We start from the raw sequence: 22,157 nt of genomic DNA, 5'->3' as shown, positions 1-22,157 counted from the left end.
TCCTACAGTGTGGCGTTGAGCGCCTTGATCGGCATCTGCAGGTCGTCGAGCAGTTCCAGATCGGCTTCGGCCGGGCGGCCGAGCGTGGTCAGGTAGTTCCCGACGATCACGGCGTTGATGCCGCCCAGGATGCCCTGCTTGGCGCCCAGGTCGCCCAGGGTGATCTCGCGGCCGCCGGCGAACCGCAGCATCGCGCGCGGCAAGGCCAGGCGGAAAGCGGCCACCGACTTCAGCGCCTCGGCCACCGGCAGCACCTCGAGGTCGCCGAACGGCGTGCCGGGACGCGGGTTGAGGAAGTTCAACGGCACCTCGTCGGGCCCCAGCTCGGCCAGTTCGGCGGCGAACTCCGCGCGCTGCTCCAGCGTCTCGCCCATGCCCAGGATGCCGCCGCAGCACACCTCCATGCCGGCGTCGCGCACCATCGACAGGGTCTGCCAGCGCTCTTCCCAGGTGTGGGTGGTCACCACGTTGGTGAAGAACGAGCGGGCGGTCTCCAGGTTGTGGTTGTAGCGGTGCACCCCCATCGCCGACAGCTGCTCGACCTGCTCGGCGGTCAGCATGCCCAGCGAGCAGGCGATGTTGATCTCGACTTCGTTGCGGATCGCCTCGATGCCGGCCGCGACCTGGGCCATCAACCGCTCGTCGGGCCCACGGACGGCGGCCACGATGCAGAACTCGGTGGCACCCGACTTGGCGGTCTGCTTGGCGGCCTCGACCAGGCTGGGGATGTCCAGCCGGGCGCTGCGCACCGGCGAGGCGAACAACCCGGACTGCGAGCAGAAATGACAATCCTCCGGACAGCCGCCGGTCTTCAGGCTGATGATGCCCTCGACCTCGACCTCGGGCCCGCACCAGCGCATCCGCACCTCGTGAGCCAGCGCCAGTAGGTCGTCGAGCCGGTCGTCGGGCAGCTGCAGCACCCGCAGCACCTGGTCCCGGCTCAGTCCCTCGCCGCGCTCGAGCACCTGTTCGCGGGCAACCGCCGAGATGTCTGCGTCGTTGGCGCCGGTGGCCGGTCGAGTCGCCGCTTGAGTCACCCGTACTCCCCTGCATCAAACGGGCGCCGCGCACGCGGCCGCCCTGCCCCACGTGTCGTGGTGGCCTGGATAAAAGTGTTCAAAGTAGGGTAACGGCCGCAGTACATGCCGTCCGCCGGGGTATCTCACCACCATGACCGATCCGCACGTCACGTACGTGGCCCACCACATGATCCTGCTGGCGATCCCGGCGTTCCTCCCGGCGATCGTGGTCGTCGGCGTGATCTTGTACGTCGCGCTGAAAGACCGCCGTTCACCCGGCGAGCCCGAGGACGCCGGCAGCCGGACCGACGAACAACGGTGATTGACCGGCCGCCGATTTGGGCATTCCGCTTCCTGCGAGCTGGATCACAGCTCGTGCCCAGCTGTGTTCGGAGGTTTTGACGATGAACTCGACGGAACTGACATTCGTTGCCGAGGCGCCGGCGCGCGGCGCCGGTCTGAACCAGGTGATCGGGCTGTCGGTCGCCGCAGTGGTGATCGCCGCGCTCATGCTGTGGGTCGGCCACGCCCACCGCACCCACCGCATCCAGTGGTTGACCCGGATCGCCGACAAGCTGGGCGAAAAATTCCACCGGCCCAATTGGGTGGCGCTACCAGTCCTCATCTTCACGACATTCATCATCTGCGCCCTGTTCGGGTTCATCTGGGACGTGAGCTGGCACATCGGCAACGGACGCGACCCCGGCCCATTGGCCAACCCCGCGCACTACTTCATCATCATCGGCCTGTTCGGAATCTTCGTCGCCGGCATGGTCTCGGTCGTGCTGCCGTTCGACAAGCCGGGGCCCGCGGCGGTGCGCATCACGCGCAACTGGTACGCCCCCGTCGGCGGCCTCCTGATGGCGGGCTGCGGGATGTACGCGATGATCGGGTTCCCGCTCGACGACATCTGGCACCGGATCTTCGGCCAAGATGTGACGCTTTGGGGCCCAACGCATTTGATGATGATCGGCGGGGCATGTTTCTCGCTCTTCTCCGTGCTGATGCTGGAGCGTGAAGGCGAGGCGCACGACGCCGAAGAGGTAACCCACGGGGCGTTCATCACCTTCCTGCGTTACCTGTCTTTCGGCGGGTTGTTCATCGGCCTGTCCGTCTACCAGATCGAGTTCGACTTCGGTGTGCCGCAGTTCCGGCTGGTGTTTCAGCCGATGCTGATCGCCGCGGCGGCCGCGCTGGCGGCCGTCGCCGCCCGCCTGACGATGGGGCGCGGCGCCGCGATCATCGCGGCCGTGTTCGCCATCGCGCTGCGGGGCGCGGTCGCGGTGCTGGTCGGCCCCATCCTGGGCGCCCCGATCAACTGGTTCCCGCTGTACCTGGGTCCCGCCCTCGTCGTCGAGCTGGTGGCGCTGACCCCCTTGATCAAGCGCCCCGTGGCCTTCGGCGCCGTCTCCGGCATCGCGGTCGCCACGGTGGGGTTGTGGCTGGAATCGCTGTGGATCGGGGCGGTGTACCACTACCCGTGGCCGACGAGCATGTGGGGCGAGGCGCTGGCGATGGCGGTGCCCGTGGCGGCACTGACCGGGGTGTGCGGCGCGCTGTTCGGCCTGGTCCTCACCGGCTGGCGCTTGCCGGGTCGCCGGCTCGGCATCGCCGTCGTCGCGCTGACGGTGCTGGTGATCGGCGTCGCGGTGGCCAACGGGTTGCACATCACCGTGCCGCGGCAGAACACCGCCACGGTGACGCTGACGGACCAGCCCAGCCCGCCCGGGCAGCGCATGGTGTCGGCCGACGTGATGATCTCACCGACCACCATGGTCAGTGACCATCCGGACTGGCTGACGATCCTGTCCTGGCAGGGACGGATGCAGAACAACCGTGGCCTGATGATCGACACGCTCGCCAAGGTCGGGCCGGGGCATTACCGGTCCACCCAGCCGGTCCCGGTGTGGGGCGACTGGAAGACCCTGTTGCGCGTGCAGGACGGCCGCACGATGACGGCCGTGCCGATCTACGAGCCGGCGGACGACGCCATCCCCGCGCCCGAGGTCCCCGCGCTGGCCTCCAGTACGCGGCCGTTCGTCCTGGAGGTCACCATCCTGCAGCGTGAACGCGACCAGAGCGCGCCGGCCTGGCTGTTCACCGCCGGTGGGATCGTGGTGCTCTTCCTGACGCTGATGGTGATCACCGCCCTTACCTGGGGCGCCGGCCGGATCAACAACCACGAAAGCCTCCCGAAGCGGCCGGAGGAAGAAAAGCACGCTGTGCCCGGCACGCCCAGGGCGGCGTGAGCGATGAGGATGCGTAGCGCCCTGGCCGCGGCGTGGGTGGGGGCTCTGGCGTGGGCGTTGATCGCTTGCGGCGGCTCGCATAACCAGCCGCAGTCGGCCGGCGCCGGCCCGACGATCGATGTCACCATCGCCAAGGGGCAGGTGACTCCCACCAACGCCGCCCTACAAGCCAAGGTGCACCAGCAGATCACGGTGAAGGTGACCAGCGACTCCGCCGACGAGTTACACGTGCACTCGACGCCCGACCACAAGTTCGCGGTGGCGGCCGCGCCCGACCAGACGTTCCAGTTCACTGCCGACGTGCCCGGCAACGTCGAGGTGGAGTTGCACCACCTGGATCGCACGATTGCGACGATCCAAGTCCAACCGTGAGGGCCGGCGGCGCGACCGTGGTGCTCGCGCACGGGCTCGGCGGATCCGGCGACCTTCCGGTGCCCTACATGTACGCGATGGTCGGTGCGGCGTGGGCGCTGACGTTCACCTTCGCGCTGGTCGCGTTCGCCTGGCGGCGGCCGCGGTTCGATCCGCTCAAGCCCGGCCGGGCGCTGCCTTCGGTGCTGACCACCGTGGTCGATGCGCGGGCAACGCGGTGGACGGCCGCCGGGCTGGCGCTGATCTTCGCGGCGTGGGCCGTGGCGGCCGGGGTGTGGGGCCCCCGGTCGGAGACCAATGCCCTGCTCGGCGTGTTCTACGTGCTGCTGTGGGTGGGGTTGGTGGCGCTGTCGCTGGCGATCGGGCCGGTTTGGCGGGTCATTTCGCCGATGCGGACGGTCTACCTGTTGCTGCGACGCGCGACGCCGGAGCGCCTGCACCGGCCCCGGCTGGCCTATCCCGAAGGCTGGGGCTACCGGCCGGCCGCGCTGGGCCTGTTCGCATTCGTCTGGATGGAACTGGCCAGCCCGAACCCGGCGTCGCTGCCGTGGGTGCGGGCGTGGCTGGCCGTCTATGCCGTGGTCATGCTGGTGGGCGCCTGGTTGTGCGGCCAGCGCTGGCTGGCCCGGGCCGATCCGTTCGGGGTTTACAGCATGGCGGTGTCCTGCCTGTCCCCGTTTCGCCGCAACCCGGACAGCGGGAAGATCGTCGTCGTCAATCCCCTCGACCATTTGCCGTCGCTGCCCGTGCGGCCCGGGGTGGTCGTGCTGCTCGCGGTGTTGCTCGGGTCCACGGCGTTCGACAGCTTCTCGTCGTCCCCGACGTGGCGCGGCTTCGCCGACCGCGTCTCCCGCGGCATCGGACTGGCGCCGACGCCGGCGTCGTCGCTGCTGCGAACGGTCGGGCTGATCGTTTTCATTTCGGTTGTCGCCGTTACGTTTTCGCTCGCCGCACGCGCGACGGGCGGCGTGGACTCCGAGCGGCGCCGCGCCCTGCCCGGGCAGATGGCGCATTCCCTGATCCCGATCGTGGTCGGCTACATCTTCGCCCACTACCTGACCTACCTCGTCGAGCGCGGCCAACAGGCCGTGTTCGCGCTGGCCGACCCGTTCGGCCGCGGCTGGAATTTGCTGGGGCTGGCACACCAACAGGTGGCCTACGTGTTGTCCACCCACCCCCCGGTGCTGGCCGGGATCAAGGTGGCGTGCGTGGTGACCGGCCACATCCTCGCGGTGATCGCGGCTCACGACAAGGCCCTGCGGCTGCTGCCGAGCGGCCACCAGCTCACCGGCCAGCTGACGATGATGCTGGTCATGGTGGGCTACACCTTCACCGGCTTGTACCTGCTGTTCGGCGGTTAGCCGATCAGGTAGTCGACCTTCTTCTCCCCGTTCCAGTGCCGCAGGCCGGCGAAGCTGCCCTCGACGAGCTGGGGCCGCCCGGAGATCCGCAGCGCCCGGCTCAGCGCAGGTCCCCCGACGCGGCGGGCCAGGGTGACGTGCGGTGTCCATTGACCGGGCAGGCTGGTGGGGGCGGGGCCGGGGGCCAGGTGTTCGCCGCACAGCCGGTGCACCTCCGCGTGGAAATCCAGCAACTCCGCCGTCGGCACGATGAGCCGGGCCAGGATCGCGTTGGACCGCCCCAGCAGCAACGACGCACCGACGACACAGCCCAGCGGCAGCCGCTTGGTCAGCGGCCGCAGCGCGGCGTCGGCTTCGTCGGCGATGCGGTCGGCGACCGCGAGCGTGACGTGTGGCCGCCCGGCCGGTGCCTGGCTGGGAATCCCGGCGCCGGCCAGCGCGTCCCAGAGCCCCCGGAGCGTCGCCTCGGTGTCGCCGTCGAAGAGCAGCTCGATGGAGTGCACCATCAGCGGACCAGCGCGGTGACCCAGTCGCGGTCGAAGGCCGCGGCGCTCATGGCCGCGAATGCCGCGGCGTCCATCGATCCGGCCCCCGCGGGCAGCGCGGCCCGCACCGGACTCAGCCGGTCCAGGGCAGAGCGGTTCGAGGTCTCCACCGGTCCGGGGCGTGCCGGCCAGCTGCCGATGACCAGCCCGGCGCACGGAACGTGGTGCGCGGCAAGCGCTTCCAGTGTCAGCGCGGTGTGGTTGAGGGTGCCGAGTTCCGCGGTGACCGCGATCAGCGCCGCGGCACCCAGCTCGACGGCCAGATCGCGCAGGGTGACGCCCGCGGCGGCGAGCTCGACGAGCAGTCCGCCGGCCCCTTCGACCAGCGTCAGCCGCCCCGGGCAATCCAGGCCGGCGATGAGCCGCAGCACCTGGTCGCCGGTGGGCAGCGCCGCGCCGGCCTGCTCGGCCGCGGCGGCCGGGGCGAGGGGTTGCGGGTAGCGGGCCAGCCCGGCCAGCTCGGTCGCGCCGGACAGCCGGGCGACCTCGGCCAGGTCGTCGTCGCCGGAATCGGTGCCGGTCTGGACCGGTTTGCACACCGCCACGTCGATGCCGGCCTGACGGGCGTGACATGCCAACGCCGCGGTGACGACGGTCTTGCCGACCCCGGTTCCGGTGCCCGTGACGACCAGGACGGTCAAGGGCGCGTCACGGCGAGCACGTCGGTGAGCACCCGTCGGGCGATCTCGAGTTCGGCCGCGTCCAGCGACGCGCGCGCGGTCAGCCGCAGCCGGGAGGTTCCGGCCGGCACGGTCGGGGGCCGGAAACAGCCCACCTTCACGCCGGCGTCCAGGCAGGCTGTCGCGGCGGCCAGGGCCACCTCGGGGTCCCCCAGGATCACCGACACCACCGCCGACTGCGGGACGCCCGGCACGTCGCACACCTCGGCCAGGGTGCGGGCGTGCCGCAACACGGCCTCGGGTCGCCACGGTTCGGCCCGCAGCACGCTCAGCGCGGCCTGCGCGGCGCCCACCGCCGCGGGCGCCAGGCCGGTGTCGAAGATGAACGTGCGCGCCGCGTCGATCAGGTGGGCCCGCACCGCCGCCGGCCCGAGCACCGCGCCGCCCTGACTGCCCAGCGCCTTGGACAGCGTCGTGGTCATCACGACGTCGGGGGCGCCCGCCAGCCCGAGCTCGTGCAGCAGCCCGCGCCCCCCGCCGCGCACGCCCAGGCCGTGGGCCTCGTCGACGATCAGCAGCGCGCGATGGCGGCGGCAGACGTCGTGCAGCTCGCGCAGCGGCGCCAAGGCGCCGTCGGCGCTGAACACCGACTCGGTGATGACGACGGCGCGCTCCTCGTCGCGGGCCGCCAGGGCGGCCTCCACGGCCTCGACGTCGCGATGCGGCGTGACCACCACCCGAGATCGCGACAGCCGGCAGGCGTCGACCAGGGAGGCGTGCGAAAGGGCGTCGGACACCAGCAGCGCGCCCCGGCCCGACAGGCCGACGACCGCGCCGAGGTTGGCCGCGTATCCCGACGAGAACAGCAAGCCGGCGGTGGCGCCGACGCACTCGGCGAGCTCGGCCTCGAACTTCTGGTGCAGTTCGGTGTCGCCGGTGACCAGGCGCGAGCCGGTGGCCCCGGCGCCCCACATGCGCAGCGCCGCGACGCCGCCCTCGATCACGTCGGGGTGCTGGGACAGCCCGAGGTAGTCGTTGGAGGCCAGGTCGAGCTCGGTGGCGACGGCGGGCCGCGGCCGCAACGACCGGCGCAGCCCGGCCTCGCGGCGCTGGCTTTCCACCGCCTCCAGCCAGGCCAGGGGTGACGTCTCGATCGGTGCCCTCATCGCCGATCAGCCTAGTGGCGACCGCCCGCGCGGCGAAGCCGGGCGCTGCGGGTCGTCACCGTTGACCTAGTGGCGACCGCCCGCGCGGCGAAGCCGGGCGCTGCGGGTCGTCACGGCTGGCCAACGCGGCGCGCGACCTCGACCATCGCGGAGGTGATCTGGGCGATCTCGCCGGCCGGACAGATGTAGGGCGGCATCGCATAGACGAGGTTGCGGAAGGGGCGCAGCCAGACGCCGCGATCCAGCGCCGCCGGGGTGGCGACGGCCAGGTCGACCGGACCGGCGCATTCGATGACGCCGATCGCGCCGCGCACCCGCACGTCGGTCACGCCGGGCAGCGCCCGGGCGGGTTCGAGTCCGGACGCCAGGGCGCCGGCTATTTCGTTGACCCGCGCCCGCCAGTCCTGTTCGAGCAGCAGCTCGACGCTGGCCGCCGACACCGCGCAGGCCAGCGGATTGGCCATGAACGTGGGCCCGTGCATCAGCGCGCCGGCCTCGCCGGTGCTGATGGTGTGTGCGATGTCGGTGCTGCACAGCGTGGCCGCCAGGGTGACATATCCCCCGGTCAACGCCTTGCCGACGCACATGATGTCCGGGCTCACCCCGGCGTGGTCGGCCGCGAAGAGCTCGCCGGTGCGGCCGAAGCCGGTGGCGATCTCGTCGAAGATCAGCAACACGTCGTGCCGGCGGCACATCTCCCGCAGGTCGCGCAAATAGCCGGGGTCGTGGAAGCGCATCCCGCCCGCGCCCTGCACCACCGGCTCGACGATGACGGCCGCCAGCTCGCCGGCGTGCTCGGCGAGCTGCTGCTCGAACGCCGCGCTGTAGGCGGGGTCGTAGTCGCGCGGCACCTGCGGGGCGAACACCTGGCGGGCCAGGATGTCGGTCCACAGCGAGTGCATGCCGCCGTCGGGGTCGCAGACGCTCATCGGCGTGAAGGTGTCCCCGTGGTAGCCGCCCCGCCACGTCATCAACCGGTGCTTGCCGAGCCGTCCGCGGCTGCGCCAGTACTGCAGCGCCATCTTGACCGCGACCTCGACCGACACCGATCCGGAATCGCTGAAGAAAACGGTGTCCAACCCCGCCGGGGTGATGTCCACCAGCAGCTGCGCCAGCCGGGCGGCCGGTTCGTGGGTGAGCCCGCCGAACATGACGTGGTTCATCACGCCCAGCTGCGTGGTCAGCGCCGCGTCCAGCACGGGATGGCCGTGCCCGTGGATCGCGGTCCACCATGAGCTCATCGCGTCGAGCGCCTCGATCGGCCGGCCGTCGCGGATGAGGGTCAGCCAGGCGCCCCGGGCCGCGACCGCCACCACCGGCGCGACGGCCTCGCCGCCGATGGTGCTGTACGGGTGCCAGAGATGCGCCGCGTCGATCGCGCTGATCTGCTCGGGCGTCAACCCGACCCTCGCCGCAGGCATAGTGATCGAGGGTAAAGCAGCCGAGTCGCACAAAGCCCGCCCATCGGGGAGCATGGGATCCGATGGCTAAGCCGCATTCCCCCGGTGAACCCGCCGCGGGCGCCTCTCCGGCCGCGAAAGGCAACTCCCCGCTGGTCGACTACGACGACGAAGCGCCGCGCGTCATCCGGGTACGGCTGGCCCCGTGGGACGTCGTTTCCACCGTCGCACTGTTGGCGGTGCTCATCATCCTGGCCACCGCGACGGCGTGGCCGGACCGCCTCTTCGGCTTCCTCGAGCACGTGTGCGCCGACGAGACCTGCGGGCCGGTGCCGTTCGGGATCGACTACTACATCCGCCCGGTCGTGTGGGGCGGTATCGGGGCGGCGATCGCCGCCGCGGTCGTCGGCCCCCTCGTTTCCATGCTGAAGGGCTGGTACATGTCCTTCTGGCCGGTCCTGGCCCTCACGCTGGTCATGGTCAGCTCCGTCCTCGGGTCCCTGCTGACCACCTTCAGCGAACGCTATTGGCTGTAGGCGCACCGCCGCCGCGGTCGGGCGACCGCGCGTCCCTCTGAGACCGAAATCACAACGGCGGATACGCGATTGGGCCGCCCAATCACCGTCCGGTCACGGTACGACAAAAAATCCCACCGGGACCTGGCGGCTAATTACGCATGTTGTCAGAGTGGTTGCAGTGACTGATGTGAAACCGGGGGCATCGCGCTCCGCTGTCACATCCGCAAGTGTCATGCAGCGGCGCCGGCCCCAACGAGGGGGTCGCCGCCCCGGGCATGGATTCGGCGGCGGACGCGTGAAGTCACCGCGCGGAGGCCACTGAGCGCCTGAGAGGCCAAGAACAATGAAACGCATCTACGCCTTCGCGATCGGCCTGGCGATGCTGGCGGCCCCGGTGGTCGCCCCCGCGATCGCATCCGCCGACCCGGGCACCCGGCCGATGGACTACCAACAGGCGACCGACGTCGTGATCGCGCGCGGGCTGTCGCAGCGCGGCGTGCCGTTCTCCTGGGCCGGCGGTGGCATCAACGGCCCCACCCGCGGCACCGGGTCGGGCATCAACACCGTCGGGTTCGACGCCTCGGGCCTGATGCAATACGCCTACGCCGGCGCGGGCATCAAGCTGCCGCGTTCGTCCGGGGCCATGTACAAGGTCGGTCAGAAGGTCCTGCCGCAGCAGGCTCACAAGGGCGACCTGATCTTCTACGGGCCGGAAGGCACGCAGAGCGTCGCGATGTACCTGGGCAACAACCAGATGCTCGAGGTGGGCGACGTCGTCCAGGTTTCGCCGGTGCGCGCCAACGGCATGGCCCCCTATCTGGTCCGGGTCCTCGGGGTCGAGTCGGCGCCGGCTCAGCAACTGCCGCAGCAGGTGCCGACGCAGCCGACGCAGCAAGCCCCGCTGCAGCAGCCCCCGTTGCAGCAACTGCCCGCCCAGCAGGCCCCGCTACAGCAAGTGCCGCTGCAGCAACTGCCCGCCCAGCAGCAGGCCCCGCTGCAACCGGCCCCGGCGCAGCCGGCACCGGTGCAACCGGCCCCGGTGCAGCAAGCGCCGTTGCAGCAGCAGTCCGCGCAGGCGCCGCTGCAGCAAGGTCCGGCACAACCGGCCCCGCTGGCCCCGCGGCCGCAGTTGCCGCAGCTGCCGACGCAGCAAGTGCCGCCACAGCAGGCCCCGGTGCAGCTGTTACCGCCCCAGCAATCGCCGTTCCTGCCCCCGGCGGCCGGCGCCCCACGGTAATTTCCCGGCGCTTCCGGGACTCCCGAACGCCGCCACCTGCTCCTAAACGGGAGCGGGTGGCGCTTTTCGGTAAATTAGCGGTCGATCATGCCGACCCTGTCCCCGTCTCCCCTGCCGATCGCGACCGGCGAACCGGTCGCAGCGGGAACGCGTAATGCGGGGTTCTACCGCTATGACCTGGACGGGTTGCGCGGCATCGCGATCGCGCTGGTCGCCCTGTTCCATGTCTGGTTCGGCCGCGTCTCGGGCGGCGTGGACGTGTTCTTGGCGCTGTCCGGATTCTTCTTCGGCGGCAAGGTCATTCGCGCCGCGCTGAATCCGGCCGTCACCCTGTCGCCGGTTGCGGAGGTGATCCGGCTCGTCCGCCGCCTGGTCCCCGCTCTGGTCGTGGTGCTGGCCGGGTGTGCGGTGCTGACCATTCTCGTGCAGCCGGAGACGCGTTGGGAGACCTTCGCCGACCAGAGCCTTGCCAGCCTCGGTTACTACCAGAATTGGGAGCTGGCCAACACCGCCTCGGATTACCTGCGCGCCGGTGAAGCCGTCAGCCCCCTGCAGCACATCTGGTCCATGTCGGTGCAGGGCCAGTTCTACGTCGGCTTCCTGCTGTTGATCGCCGGCTGCGCATACTTCTTCCGGCGTCCGTTGGGCGCCCGTTTGCGCACCCTGTTCCTGGTCTTGCTGACGGCGCTGACGGTGGCGTCGTTCGTCTACGCGATCGTGGCGCATCAGGGCAACCAGGCCGCCGCCTACTACAACAGCTTCGGGCGCGCCTGGGAGTTGTTAGTCGGCGCGCTGGTAGGTGCGCTGGTGCCGGCCATCCGCTGGCCGATGTGGCTGCGGACGGTGCTGGCCACGGTCGCGCTGGCCGCGATCGTGTCCTGCGGCGCGCTGATCGACGGCGTGAAGCAGTTTCCCGGCCCATGGGCCCTGGTGCCCGTCGGCGCCACCATGCTGATGATCCTGGCCGGGGCCAACCTGCAGCGCGACCCCGCTGCCGGGGACCGGCTGCCGCTGCCGAATCGCCTGCTGGCGGCGGGCCCGCTGGTCGCGTTGGGCGCGATGGCGTATTCGCTGTACCTGTGGCACTGGCCGCTGCTGATCTTCTGGCTGTCTTTCACCGGGCACCGGCACGCCAACTTCGTCGAAGGCACGGCGGTCCTACTGGTGTCGGGCCTGCTCGCCTACCTGACCACTCGGCTCGTCGAGGATCCCCTGCGCTACCGCACCTCCGGGAGATCACCGGCGCCCGCACCCGCGTGGCTGGAGCGCCTGCCCAGGCCCACGATGGCGCTGGGAACCGCGATCGTGCTGCTCGCCGTGACGCTGACCGCGACATCGTTCACCTGGCGACAGCACGTCACCGTCCTGCGCGCCGCGGGCAAGGAGCTCAGCGTGCTCAACCCGCAGGACTATCCGGGGGCGCGCGCCCTGACCGAACGCGTGCGGGTGCCCGCGTTGCCGATGCGGCCCACCGTGCTCGAGGTCAAGGAAGACCTGCCGGCCTCCACCCGCGACGGCTGCATCAGTGACTTCGTCAACCCGGCGGTGGTCGTCTGCACCTACGGCGACGTGGCCGCCGACCGCACCATCGCGCTGGCGGGTGGGTCCCACGCCGAACACTGGCTGCCCGCGCTGAGCCTGCTCGGCCAGATGCACCACTTCAAGGTGGTGACCTATCTCAAGATGGGCTGCCCGTTGTCCACCGAGGAAGTCCCGCTGATCATGGGCAACAACGCCGCCTACCCGCAGTGCCGGGAGTGGGTGGAACAGACGATGGCCAAGGTCATCGCCGACCATCCCGACTACGTTTTCACCACGACCACCCGACCGTGGAACATCAAACCCGGCGACGTGATGCCGGCGACCTACATCGGGATCTGGCAGAGGTTCTCCGACAACAACATTCCGATCCTCGGGATGCGCGACACCCCGTGGCTGGTGAAGAACGGCCAGCCGTTCGACCCGGCGGATTGCCTCGCCAAAAAGGGCGGCAACCCCCAGTCGTGCGCGATCAAGCGTTCCGACGTGCTGTCCGACCGTAATCAGACCCTCGACTTCGTCACGCAGTTCCCGCTGATGAAGGTGCTCGACATGTCCGACGCGATCTGCCGCGCCGACGTGTGCCGCCCGGTCGAGGGAAACGTGCTGATCTACCACGGTGCCCACCACCTCACACCCACTTACGTGCGGACCATGGCAGGGGAATTGGGCCGCCAGATCGCGGCCAACACCGGTTGGTGGTGACGCGCCCCCGCGTCGCCGGGCGCGGATAAAGTCAGAAGGTGCCGACCGACAAATACGCTTCAGAAACAGGCGTGACTGGTAACCAACAGCCGAAACTGGCCACCGTGTGGCCGGGGAACCCTTATCCGCTCGGAGCTTCCTATGACGGAGCGGGGACCAACTTCTCGTTGTTCTCCGAGATCGCCGAGCGGGTCGAGTTGTGTCTGATCGACGACGCCGGGGCGGAGTCGCGGATCCCCCTCGATGAGGTCGACGGCTTTGTCTGGCATGCGTACCTGCCGAACATCACCCCCGGCCAGCGCTACGGCTTCCGGGTGCACGGGCCCTTCGAGCCGTCGGCGGGCCACCGGTGCGACCCGAGCAAGCTTCTGCTCGACCCGTACGGGAAGGCATTCCACGGCGACTTCGCCTTCGGCCAGGCGCTGTTCTCCTACGACCTGCAGGCGGTCCACCTCGACGACCCCAACTCCGATGACGCCGACCCCGGGACCCCCCCGATGGTCGACTCGCTGGGCCACACCATGACCAGCGTGGTGAGCAACCCCTTCTTCGACTGGGGCTCGGATCGCTTGCCGCTGACCCCGTACCACGAAACGGTGATCTACGAGGCCCACGTGAAGGGCATGACCCAGACCCACCCGGGCATCCCCGAGGAGCTTCGCGGCACCTATGCCGGCCTGGCCCACCCGGTGATCATCGACCACCTCAAGTCCCTGAACGTCACCGCGCTGGAGCTGATGCCGGTGCACCAGTTCATGCACGACTCGCGGCTGCTGGACCTGGGTTTGCGAAACTACTGGGGCTACAACACTTTCGGGTTCTTCGCGCCGCACAACCAGTACGCGGCCAACCGCCACGCCAGCGTCGCCGAGTTCAAATCGATGGTGCGCGCGCTACACGAAGCGGGGATCGAGGTGATCCTCGACGTCGTGTACAACCACACCGCGGAGGGCAATCACCTCGGCCCGACGATCAACTTCCGCGGCATCGACAACGCCGCCTACTACCGGCTCGTCGACGAGGATCTGCGCCTGTACAGGGACTACACCGGCACGGGCAACAGCCTCAACGCCCGCCACCCGCACGTCCTGCAGCTGATCATGGACTCGCTGCGCTACTGGGTGATCGAGATGCACGTGGACGGGTTCCGCTTCGACCTGGCCGCCACCCTCGCGCGCGAGCTGCACGACGTCGATCGGTTGAGCGCGTTCTTCGATCTGGTGCAGCAGGATCCGATCGTCAGCCAGGTCAAATTGATCGCCGAGCCGTGGGACGTCGGCGAGGGCGGCTATCAGGTCGGAAATTTCCCGGGTTTGTGGACGGAGTGGAACGGGAAGTATCGCGATACTGTGCGTGACTACTGGCGGGGCGAGCCCGCAACCCTGGGTGAGTTCGCCTCCCGGCTGACCGGGTCGTCGGACCTGTATGAGGCGACCGGCCGGCGGCCCAGCGCCAGCATCAACTTCGTGACCGCCCACGACGGGTTCACGCTCAACGACTTGGTCTCCTACAACGAAAAACACAACCTGGCCAACGGTGAAGACAACCGGGACGGCGAAAGCCACAACCGCTCGTGGAACTGCGGCGTCGAGGGACCGACCGACGACCCGGAGATCATCGAGCTGCGCCGGCGCCAGATGCGCAATTTCTGGGCGACGCTGATGCTCAGTCAGGGCACGCCGATGATCGCGCACGGCGACGAGCTGGGCCGCTCCCAGAACGGCAATAACAATGTGTACTGCCAGGACTCCGAATTGTCTTGGATGGATTGGTCATCGGTCGACAAGAATTCGGACCTGCTGGCATTCGCGCGCAAGGTGACCACGCTGCGCAAGAACCATCCGGTGTTCCGCCGGCGCCGGTTCTTCGAAGGTGAGCCGCTCCGCAGCGGCGACGAAGTGCGCGACATCGCCTGGCTGAATCCGAGTAGCCGGGAGATGACGCACGAGGACTGGGGCGAAAGCATTCACAAGTGTGTGGCGGTGTTCCTCAACGGCGAGGCCATCACCGCGCCCAACGCGCGCGGCGAACGGGTCATGGACGACTCGTTCCTGTTGTGCTTCAACGCCGGCGACGAACCGGTGGAGTTCGTGATGCCGAACGACGACTATGCGCAGGAGTGGACCGTGGAACTGGACACCAACCACCCGATGGGTGAGGCCGACCAGGTGGTTAATGCGGAAGAGAAGGTCTCGGTGCCCGGACGTTCGCTTCTGGTATTACGTAAGACCATGTGACGCATGGCCTTTCCCATACTGTCGACCTACCGTCTGCAGCTGCGCGGTGAGGCCAGCGGCTTCGCGTTCACCTTCGCCGACGCGGAGAACCTACTGGACTACCTGGACGAACTGGGGGTGTCGCACCTCTACCTGTCGCCGATCATGACCGCGGCCGCCGGGTCGAACCACGGCTACGACGTCACCGACCCGACGACGGTCTCGCCCGAGCTCGGCGGCCGCGACGGGCTGGCGCGGCTGTCGGCGGCGGCCCGAGAGCGCGGCATCGGCCTGATCGTCGACATCGTGCCCAATCACGTCGGGATCGACGAGCCCCGACAGAACGCGTGGTGGTGGGATGTCTTGCGGCACGGCCGTTCCTCGTACTACGCAACGTATTTCGACATCGACTGGGACCTCGACGAGGACGGCCGGATCGTGCTGCCCATCCTGGGTTCCGACGACGACGCCGCCGACCTCGAGGTCGACGGGGACCTGCTCCGGTTGGGCGACCTGGCGCTGCCCATCGCGCCCGGTACCGGCGAGGGCACCGGGCCCGAGGTGCACGACCGCCAGCATTACCGGCTGGTGGGCTGGCGCAACGGCGTCTGCGGCTACCGGCGCTTCTTCTCGATCACCTCGTTGGCCGGGCTGCGCCAGGAGGATCGCGCCGTGTTCGACGCCACCCACGCCGAGGTGGCCCGGTGGACCGCCGAGGGACTCGTCGACGGCGTGCGCATCGATCACCCCGACGGATTGTCGGACCCCTGCGGATATTTGGCGTGGCTGCGCGAATCGGTTGGCCCCCAGACCTGGATCGTGATCGAGAAGATCCTGGCGGTCGACGAGGCGCTGGAGCCCACCCTGCCCATCGGCGGCACCACCGGCTACGACGTGCTGCGCGAGATCGGCGGCGTCTTCGTCGACCCGAATGGCGCCCCCGCCCTGACCGAGCTCGTCGAGTCGGCGGGGCTGGACTACGGGGCGGCGCCGGAGATGTTGGCGGAGCTCAAGATCCGCGCGGCCACCGTCACGTTGGCAAGCGAGCTGCGCCGGCTGCGCCGCAGCATCGTGGCGGCGGCCGGCGCCGACCACCCGCAGTTGCCCGAGGCGGTCGCCGCCCTGCTGACCCATATCGGCGTCTACCGCTGCGATTACCCGGGCCTGTCGGCGATCATGCCCACCGCGCTGGCCGAAACCCAGGCGCAGTCACCGGAATTGGGCCCCGCCCTGGAGGTGCTCGCCGCCGCGCTGGCCCGGGGCGGCGAGCCGGTCACCCGCCTGCAGCAGCTTTGCGGCGCGGTCACCGCCAAATCCGTCGAGGACTGCTACTTCTACCGCGACGCCCGGCTGGTGTCGCTGAACGAGGTGGGTGGCGAACCGCACCGTTTCGGCGTCGGCGCGGCGGAGTTCCACCACAGCGCCGCCGACCGTGCCCGCTTGTGGCCGCAGACGATGACGACGCTGACCACCCACGACACCAAACGCGGTGAGGACGTGCGGGCCCGGATCGGGGTGCTGTCGCAGGTCCCGTCGCTGTGGGCCGAGTTCGTCGCCCGGTGGGAGGCCGACGCGCCCTCGCCCGACCCGGCGACCGGACAGTTCCTGTGGCAGAACATCTTCGGCGTCTGGCCGGTCAGTGGCGAGGTCAGCCCCGAGCTGCGCGACCGGTTGCACGGCTACGCCGAGAAGGCCATCCGGGAAGCTGCCTGGCATACGTCGTGGAACGATCCGGACACCGAGTTCGAGGGCGCGGTGCACCGGTGGCTCGACACCGTGTTCGACGGCCCGGTGGCCGGTCAGCTGACCAAACTGGTGACCCAGCTCAACCCGCACGCCGCCAGCGACGCGCTGGGCCAGAAGCTCCTGGCCCTCACCGTGCCCGGGATACCGGACGTCTACCAGGGCACCGAACTCTGGGACGACAGCCTCGTCGACCCGGACAACCGCAGGGCGGTCGACTACGCCGCCCGGCGAGCCGCCCTCAAGGCATTGGAACATCCGAAGATTCGGGTCGTCACGACGGCGCTTCGGGTGCGACGCTCCCATCCGGACAGCTTCCTGCGCGGCGACTACGTCCCCCTGCTGGCCAACGGCGACGCCAGCGATCACGTGCTGGCGTTCCGCCGGGGCGATGACGTCGTGGTCGCGGTGACCCGCTGGACCGTGCGGCTGACCGAAACCGGCTGGGGCAACACCGTGCTGCCGCTGCCCGAAGGGACGTGGAAGGACGCGCTCACCGGGGCCATCGCGGACGGGCCCACCTCGGCGGCCCAATTGTTCGCCGACCTTCCCGTCGTCTTGCTGGAGCGCCACCATGACTGAATTCCGGGTCTGGGCACCCAAACCGGAGCTGGTGCGGCTGGACGTCGAGGGCCAGGCGCACGCGATGACGCGCGCGGATGACGGCTGGTGGCACGCGACCGTCGACGCGGCGCCGGACGCCCGCTACGGGTTCCTGCTCGACGACGATCCCACCGTGCTGCCCGACCCGCGCTCGCCCCGGCAGCCCGACGGCGTGCACGCCCGCTCGCAGCTGTGGGACCCGGCCGGCGCTCGTTGGACCGACGGTGGCTGGCAGGGCCGGCCGGTCGCGGGAGCGGTGATCTACGAGATGCACCTGGGCACGTTCACCGGGGCCGGCACCTTCGACTCCGCCATCGAGAAGCTGGACTACCTGGTGGACCTCGGGGTCGACTTCGTCGAGCTGATGCCGGTGAATTCCTTTGCCGGCACGCACGGCTGGGGATACGACGGCGTGCTCTGGTACAGCGTGCACGAGCCCTATGGCGGGCCCGACGGCCTGGTGCGGTTCGTCGACGCCTGCCACGGGCGCGGCCTGGGGGTGCTGATCGACGCGGTGTTCAATCACCTGGGTCCGTCGGGCAATTACCTGCCGAAGTTCGGCCCCTACTTGTCGTCGGCGAGCAACCCGTGGGGCGAAGGCATCAACATCGCCGACGCCGACTCCGACGAGGTGCGCCGCTACATCATCGGGTGCGCGCTGCGCTGGATGCGTGACTTTCACGCCGACGGCCTGCGCCTGGATGCCGTGCACGCACTGGTGGACACCACCGCCATCCACATCCTCGAGGAGCTCGCAACCGAAACCGATTGGCTCTCAGAACAGTTGGGCCGACCGCTGTCGCTGATCGCCGAGAGCGACCTCAACGACCCGCGGCTGATCACCCCCCGCGACCAGGGCGGTTACGGGCTGACGGCGCAATGGGCCGACGACATCCACCACGCCATCCACACCGCGGTGTCCGGTGAGCGCCAGGGTTATTACGCGGACTTCGGGTCGCTGGCCACCTTGGCGCAGACGCTGCGCCACGGCTACTTTCACGCCGCCACCTATTCGTCGTTCCGGCAACGTCGTCACGGGCGGCCGCTGGACACCGGTGCCGTCCCCGCCACCCGGCTCGTCGCTTACACCTGCACCCATGACCAGGTGGGCAATCGGGGCCTCGGGGACCGCCCGTCGCAGAACCTGACCGGCGGCCAGCTGGCGGTCAAGGCGGCGCTTGTGCTCGGGACACCCTTCACCGCAATGCTTTTCATGGGTGAGGAGTATGCGGCGTCGACCCCGTTTCAGTTCTTCAGCTCGCATCCTGAGCCGGAGCTGGCCAAGGCCACCGCGGAAGGGCGCAAGGCCGAGTTCGCCGAGCACGGCTGGGACGCCGACGAGATCCCCGACCCGCAGGACCCGCAGACGTTCCTGCGCTCGAAGCTGAACTGGGACGAGGTCGACTCCGGTGAACACGGCAGATTGCACCGGCTCTACCGCGACCTGATCACGTTGCGGCACAGCGACCCCGACCTCGCCGACCCGTGGCTGGAGCACCTCGCGGTCGACTACGACGAGGAGCAACGCTGGATCATTGTGTCGCGCGGCCGGTTGCGCATCGTGTGCAACCTCGGCGCCGAGGCGACGAAGGTGCCCGTCACCGGGGACGTGGTGCTGGCGTGGGGTGATCCGGCGGTCGATGCCGACAGCACGACGCTGGAAGGCCATTCGTTCGCCATCCTGGCGGTGCGCGGGCGGACATAACTCCGCGGCTGTGGATAACGGTGCGCGGCCGGGCGCGCGACCGCCGATGATTCGCCCATGAATCAATCGCTGAGCCGGTGGATCGGCTTGCTGAGGAAGAAGGAGCCGGTGCCGGCTCCCCCCGTCGCGGCCAACGATGCGCCGCCGGAGCGCAGCGTGGCGCTGTTGTGGACGGGTCCCGGCCTGGGAAGCGGTGACGGCGAGGGGTTTTGACGCTCCGCTAGACGCTGGGGCGGCCCGCGCCGTGCACCGCCTCGGCGATCGCGTCCGCCACGGGGTCGATCTCGTCGGCGTTCAGGTCCGCGATGGTGACCCGGATGCCCGCCGCCGTGCGGATCCGGAACCGGGTGCCCGGCGCCGCGGCCCACCCCGCGCGGAGCAGCCGGGTGATCGCGACCGTCTCGTCGGGCACGGGGATCCATACGTTGAGGCCGGAGCGCGCGTGCGCGGCGATGTCGCGCGCGGCCAGGGCGGCGGAAAGCCGCCGGCGGGTGTCGGCGTATCGCCGCTCGGCCGTGCCGACCAGGCGCGTCGCCGCCGGGTCAGACCACAGGCTGACGGCCAGGTCCTGCAGCAGGTGGCTCACCCAGCCCGGCCCGAGCCGGAGGCGGCCGTGCACGCGCTCGACGGTGCGGTGGTCACCCGCGAGGACGGCCACCCGCAGGTCGGGTCCGTAGGCCTTGGACGCGGATCGCACGAACGCCCAATGCTCGGTCACACCGGCCAACGTGTGCAGCGGCGCGCCGGAGATGCCCGCGCAGTGATCGTCTTCGACCAGCAGTAGATCGCCGGCCCGGCGCGCCAACAGTGGCCGCAGCGCGTCGGCCCGCTCAGCCGATACCGCTGCGCCCGTGGGGTTTTGGGCACGATTGGTGATGATCAGCCCCCGCACGCCGCGGTCCAGCGCCCGCGCCAGGTCGCCGGGCAGTGGTCCGTCGTCGTCGACCTGCACCGGTTCGGCCGAAAGGCCCAGGGCCGCAAGCAGATCGAGCATGTTGGCCCAGCCCGGGTCCTCGACCGCGACTCGGTCGCCCGGACGCAGATGCGCGGTCAGGACGCGCTCGATTCCATCGAGTGCCCCGCTCGTCACCGCGAGGTGATCCGATTCGACGCCGTCGGCGGACAGCGCCGCCCGGGCGAACTCCGCCAGGGCCGCCGACGTGGCGGGCTCCCCGTAGAGCACCGGGCGGCCGGCCACCCGACCGGGCAGCGTGGCGCCGGCGAGGGGCAGCAGGGCGGGGTCCGGGTTGCCGGTCGACAGGTCGCGCACACCGGCGGGTACGTCGAGCCCGAGGAGGGATCGCGGGGTGGTCGCCGGGCGGTGCCGCACCCGGGTGCCGCGCCGGCCCGCGGTCTCCACGGCGCCACGGTGGCGCAGCAGGCGGTAGGCGGCGGCCGCGGTGTTGGCGTTCACGCCCAGCTGTGCGGCCAGGTCGCGGACGGGCGGTAGCGCCTCACCGGGCGACAGTGAGCCCGCCGAGATGGCCGCTTCGATGCTGGCGGCTATGGACTCCGCGCCCGTCCCGGTTATGCTGCTTTGTACTGGCACACTAATCATTATGTACTAGAACAAAGGCGCACGCCATGCACACCGGATACGAGCCGACGCCGCGCACCACGCCCACCCGCTACCGGGAGCGCGCCCACTACGACCGCGAAACCGTCCACCAGATCCTGGACGAGGCGCTGACCTGCCACCTGGGTTACCTCGGCGCAGGCCGGCCGGTGGTTCTGCCCACCACGCACGCCCGCCTGGGCGAGACGCTCTACCTGCACGGCTCCACCGGCAGCGGTCCCCTGCTGGCGGCCCGGGCTGCGCCGTCCGGCCTGCCGGTGTGCGTCACCGTCACCCTGGTCGACGGGCTGGTGCTGGCCCGCGCCGCCATGCACCACTCGGTGAACTTCCGCTCGGTGGTGGTGTTGGGCGCCGCGCGCGTCGTCGACGGCGAGGCGGAGAAGCTGCGGGCGCTCGCCGGCCTTCTCGATCACCTCGCGCCCGGGCGTGCCGCCGACTGCCGAGCCCCGAACCCGCGGGAGCTGGCCGCCACCGGCGTACTCGCGCTCGACCTCGTGGAGGTATCGGCCAAGGTGTGCACCGGCGGCCCGGCGGACGATCCGGAGGATCGCGCGCTGCCGTATTGGGCGGGGGTGGTGCCGCTGGGCGTGACGGCCGGCGCGCCGGTGCCGGGCGACGATCTCGATCCGGCGCTGCCGCTGCCGCCCTATCTCAGCAAGCGCCGAGCCTGAGGCTCACAGCTCCGGTTGTCGCCTACCGCGTGCGCGCTGGCTGTCGTCCCACCAGGTTCCGACGAGGATGACGGTGCCGGCCCAGGCCATGCCCAGCATCCAGCCGGAGAGCACATCACTGACGTAATGCACCCCCAGATAGACACGCGAGAAGCCGATCAGGAACGCCGAGCCGATCGCGACGGTCCATACGATCACGCGCCCGGTCCACCCGCGGATCAGCCAGCGGGTCAGCATCCACGCAGAGATGACCATCACCGCCGCGGTGCCGGTCGCGTGTCCGGAGGGAAACGAATACCCGTCCGCGTCGACGAGGGCAAAAGGCAAGGGCGGGCGATTTCGACCTACCAAGGCTTTGGCGGTGAAGAGCACCAGCGGAACGACACCGCCACCGACCAGAGCAAGCACTATGGGCCGCCACGACCTGCACCGCCAACCGGCAACAAGGGAAATCGGGAAGGCGAGCGCAGTCAGGAAAAGGGGTCCGCCCGCGTCAGTGACCGCCCGCAGAGCGGCGGTCAGCCACAGGTCACGGTGGGTCGCAAGCCACCGAGTCACCGGTTGGTCGATCCCGGCGATGCCGTCGCCCTCGAGCACATCGTCGAGCACCTCGGTGAAGCCGACCGCGAGCGCCACCACCACGACTAACCCGGAAAACAACGCGACACCGGCGACCTCGCCCGCGGGCCACCGACGGGCCAGCGACCACCCCCTGTCGCTGATCCGGTCACGCAGCCAGGTCAGCGGTTTGCCGATCGCGGCTGAGTTGGACACCGTCTCCCAGAGCATCCGTAACCGGGGTCCGCGCCGAGCAACCCAGAACGCCGCCCACGCAAGCAACGCGAGCGCACCGATGACGCTGGCGCTGACCAGGCCGAATCCGCCATTACCGGGTCCATACTGCTGGTTCAT

The 22,157-nt window shown here is 69.9% G+C and carries 18 protein-coding genes and 1 pseudogene; 12 read left to right on the top strand and 7 right to left on the bottom strand.

From position 1 onward, the window contains the following. Positions 1 to 2: 2 nt before the first annotated feature. Positions 3 to 1,037 carry a biotin synthase BioB gene (gene bioB, locus A5678_RS06510; RefSeq protein ID WP_068040045.1) on the bottom strand — a complete coding sequence of 345 codons (1,035 nt, stop codon included), beginning with the start codon at positions 1,035 to 1,037 and terminating at the stop codon, positions 3 to 5. Positions 1,038 to 1,170: 133 nt separating this feature from the next. On the opposite strand from bioB, the gene A5678_RS27480 reads away from it, so the two are divergent. The 4 genes from A5678_RS27480 (at position 1,171) to A5678_RS06495 (ending at position 5,001) form a co-directional block, all read left to right on the top strand. Further along, positions 1,171 to 1,341: a hypothetical protein gene (locus A5678_RS27480; RefSeq protein WP_197502052.1), complete on the top strand. Its 171-nt coding sequence runs from the start codon at positions 1,171 to 1,173 to the stop codon at positions 1,339 to 1,341. An 82-nt stretch (positions 1,342 to 1,423) separates the two neighbouring features. After that, complete coding sequence (locus A5678_RS06505; protein ID WP_068040043.1) at positions 1,424 to 3,268, top strand: hypothetical protein; 1,845 nt, start codon at positions 1,424 to 1,426, stop codon at positions 3,266 to 3,268. Between the two features lie 3 nt (positions 3,269 to 3,271). Next, positions 3,272 to 3,640: a hypothetical protein gene (locus A5678_RS06500; protein WP_068040041.1), complete on the top strand. Its 369-nt coding sequence runs from the start codon at positions 3,272 to 3,274 to the stop codon at positions 3,638 to 3,640. Positions 3,641 to 3,708: 68 nt separating this feature from the next. Then, the gene (locus A5678_RS06495; RefSeq protein ID WP_231983587.1) at positions 3,709 to 5,001 is read left to right on the top strand and encodes a hypothetical protein; all 1,293 of its coding nucleotides are present in this window, start codon (positions 3,709 to 3,711) and stop codon (positions 4,999 to 5,001) included. Here A5678_RS06495 and A5678_RS06490 read toward each other — a convergent pair. The 4 genes from A5678_RS06490 to A5678_RS06475 all read right to left on the bottom strand — a co-directional run bounded on the left by A5678_RS06490 (position 4,998) and on the right by A5678_RS06475 (position 8,753). Beyond that, positions 4,998 to 5,507: a 2'-5' RNA ligase family protein gene (locus tag A5678_RS06490; RefSeq protein WP_068040037.1), complete on the bottom strand. Its 510-nt coding sequence runs from the start codon at positions 5,505 to 5,507 to the stop codon at positions 4,998 to 5,000. The two genes, A5678_RS06495 and A5678_RS06490, sit on opposite strands and share 4 nt — an antisense overlap. Then, the gene (gene bioD / locus A5678_RS06485; RefSeq protein ID WP_068040035.1) at positions 5,507 to 6,187 is read right to left on the bottom strand and encodes a dethiobiotin synthase; all 681 of its coding nucleotides are present in this window, start codon (positions 6,185 to 6,187) and stop codon (positions 5,507 to 5,509) included. Before bioD ends, A5678_RS06490 begins: the two co-directional genes overlap by 1 nt. Then, positions 6,184 to 7,332 carry an 8-amino-7-oxononanoate synthase gene (locus A5678_RS06480; RefSeq protein ID WP_068040034.1) on the bottom strand — a complete coding sequence of 383 codons (1,149 nt, stop codon included), beginning with the start codon at positions 7,330 to 7,332 and terminating at the stop codon, positions 6,184 to 6,186. The genes bioD and A5678_RS06480 overlap by 4 nt, the downstream gene beginning before the upstream one ends. Positions 7,333 to 7,442: 110 nt before the next feature. Beyond that, positions 7,443 to 8,753: an adenosylmethionine--8-amino-7-oxononanoate transaminase gene (locus A5678_RS06475; RefSeq protein ID WP_068040032.1), complete on the bottom strand. Its 1,311-nt coding sequence runs from the start codon at positions 8,751 to 8,753 to the stop codon at positions 7,443 to 7,445. Positions 8,754 to 8,815: 62 nt separating this feature from the next. On the opposite strand from A5678_RS06475, the gene A5678_RS06470 reads away from it, so the two are divergent. The 7 genes and pseudogenes from A5678_RS06470 to A5678_RS26985 all read left to right on the top strand — a co-directional run bounded on the left by A5678_RS06470 (position 8,816) and on the right by A5678_RS26985 (position 19,211). Then, entirely contained in the window at positions 8,816 to 9,268 is a 453-nt protein-coding gene (locus tag A5678_RS06470) for a hypothetical protein (RefSeq protein ID WP_068040030.1), read from the top strand. A gap of 325 nt (positions 9,269 to 9,593) precedes the next feature. After that, positions 9,594 to 10,259, top strand: a pseudogene (ripD, locus tag A5678_RS06465) (NlpC/P60 family peptidoglycan-binding protein RipD); the annotation flags it as partial. A gap of 315 nt (positions 10,260 to 10,574) precedes the next feature. Continuing rightward, a complete protein-coding gene (locus A5678_RS06460; RefSeq protein WP_068040027.1) occupies positions 10,575 to 12,731 on the top strand; it encodes an acyltransferase family protein in 2,157 nt (718 codons plus the stop codon). Positions 12,732 to 12,802: 71 nt separating this feature from the next. Then, entirely contained in the window at positions 12,803 to 14,968 is a 2,166-nt protein-coding gene (glgX, locus tag A5678_RS06455; protein ID WP_197502051.1) for a glycogen debranching protein GlgX, read from the top strand. A 3-nt stretch (positions 14,969 to 14,971) separates the two neighbouring features. Beyond that, positions 14,972 to 17,272 carry a malto-oligosyltrehalose synthase gene (treY, locus tag A5678_RS06450; RefSeq protein WP_068040025.1) on the top strand — a complete coding sequence of 767 codons (2,301 nt, stop codon included), beginning with the start codon at positions 14,972 to 14,974 and terminating at the stop codon, positions 17,270 to 17,272. Beyond that, positions 17,265 to 18,998, top strand: a complete 1,734-nt coding sequence (gene treZ / locus A5678_RS06445) for a malto-oligosyltrehalose trehalohydrolase (protein ID WP_068040024.1) — start codon at positions 17,265 to 17,267, stop codon at positions 18,996 to 18,998. Before treY ends, treZ begins: the two co-directional genes overlap by 8 nt. Before the next feature lie 57 nt (positions 18,999 to 19,055). Next, positions 19,056 to 19,211: a hypothetical protein gene (locus A5678_RS26985; protein ID WP_156746785.1), complete on the top strand. Its 156-nt coding sequence runs from the start codon at positions 19,056 to 19,058 to the stop codon at positions 19,209 to 19,211. A gap of 7 nt (positions 19,212 to 19,218) precedes the next feature. Here A5678_RS26985 and A5678_RS06440 read toward each other — a convergent pair whose 3' ends face one another. Further along, the gene (locus tag A5678_RS06440) at positions 19,219 to 20,547 is read right to left on the bottom strand and encodes an aminotransferase class I/II-fold pyridoxal phosphate-dependent enzyme (protein WP_068040023.1); all 1,329 of its coding nucleotides are present in this window, start codon (positions 20,545 to 20,547) and stop codon (positions 19,219 to 19,221) included. A 35-nt stretch (positions 20,548 to 20,582) separates the two neighbouring features. Between A5678_RS06440 and A5678_RS06435 the strand changes: the two genes are divergently transcribed. Next, the gene (locus A5678_RS06435; protein WP_068040020.1) at positions 20,583 to 21,245 is read left to right on the top strand and encodes a pyridoxamine 5'-phosphate oxidase family protein; all 663 of its coding nucleotides are present in this window, start codon (positions 20,583 to 20,585) and stop codon (positions 21,243 to 21,245) included. A 3-nt stretch (positions 21,246 to 21,248) separates the two neighbouring features. Here A5678_RS06435 and A5678_RS06430 read toward each other — a convergent pair whose 3' ends face one another. Further along, a complete protein-coding gene (locus A5678_RS06430) occupies positions 21,249 to 22,157 on the bottom strand; it encodes a phosphatase PAP2 family protein (RefSeq protein WP_068040018.1) in 909 nt (302 codons plus the stop codon).

This window comes from Mycobacterium sp. E2733 (assembly GCF_001667585.1).
Taxonomy (GTDB): Bacteria; Actinomycetota; Actinomycetes; order Mycobacteriales; family Mycobacteriaceae; genus Mycobacterium.
Note: the sequence above shows the minus strand (reverse complement) of the source record. Positions and strands in the feature narration are given on the sequence as shown.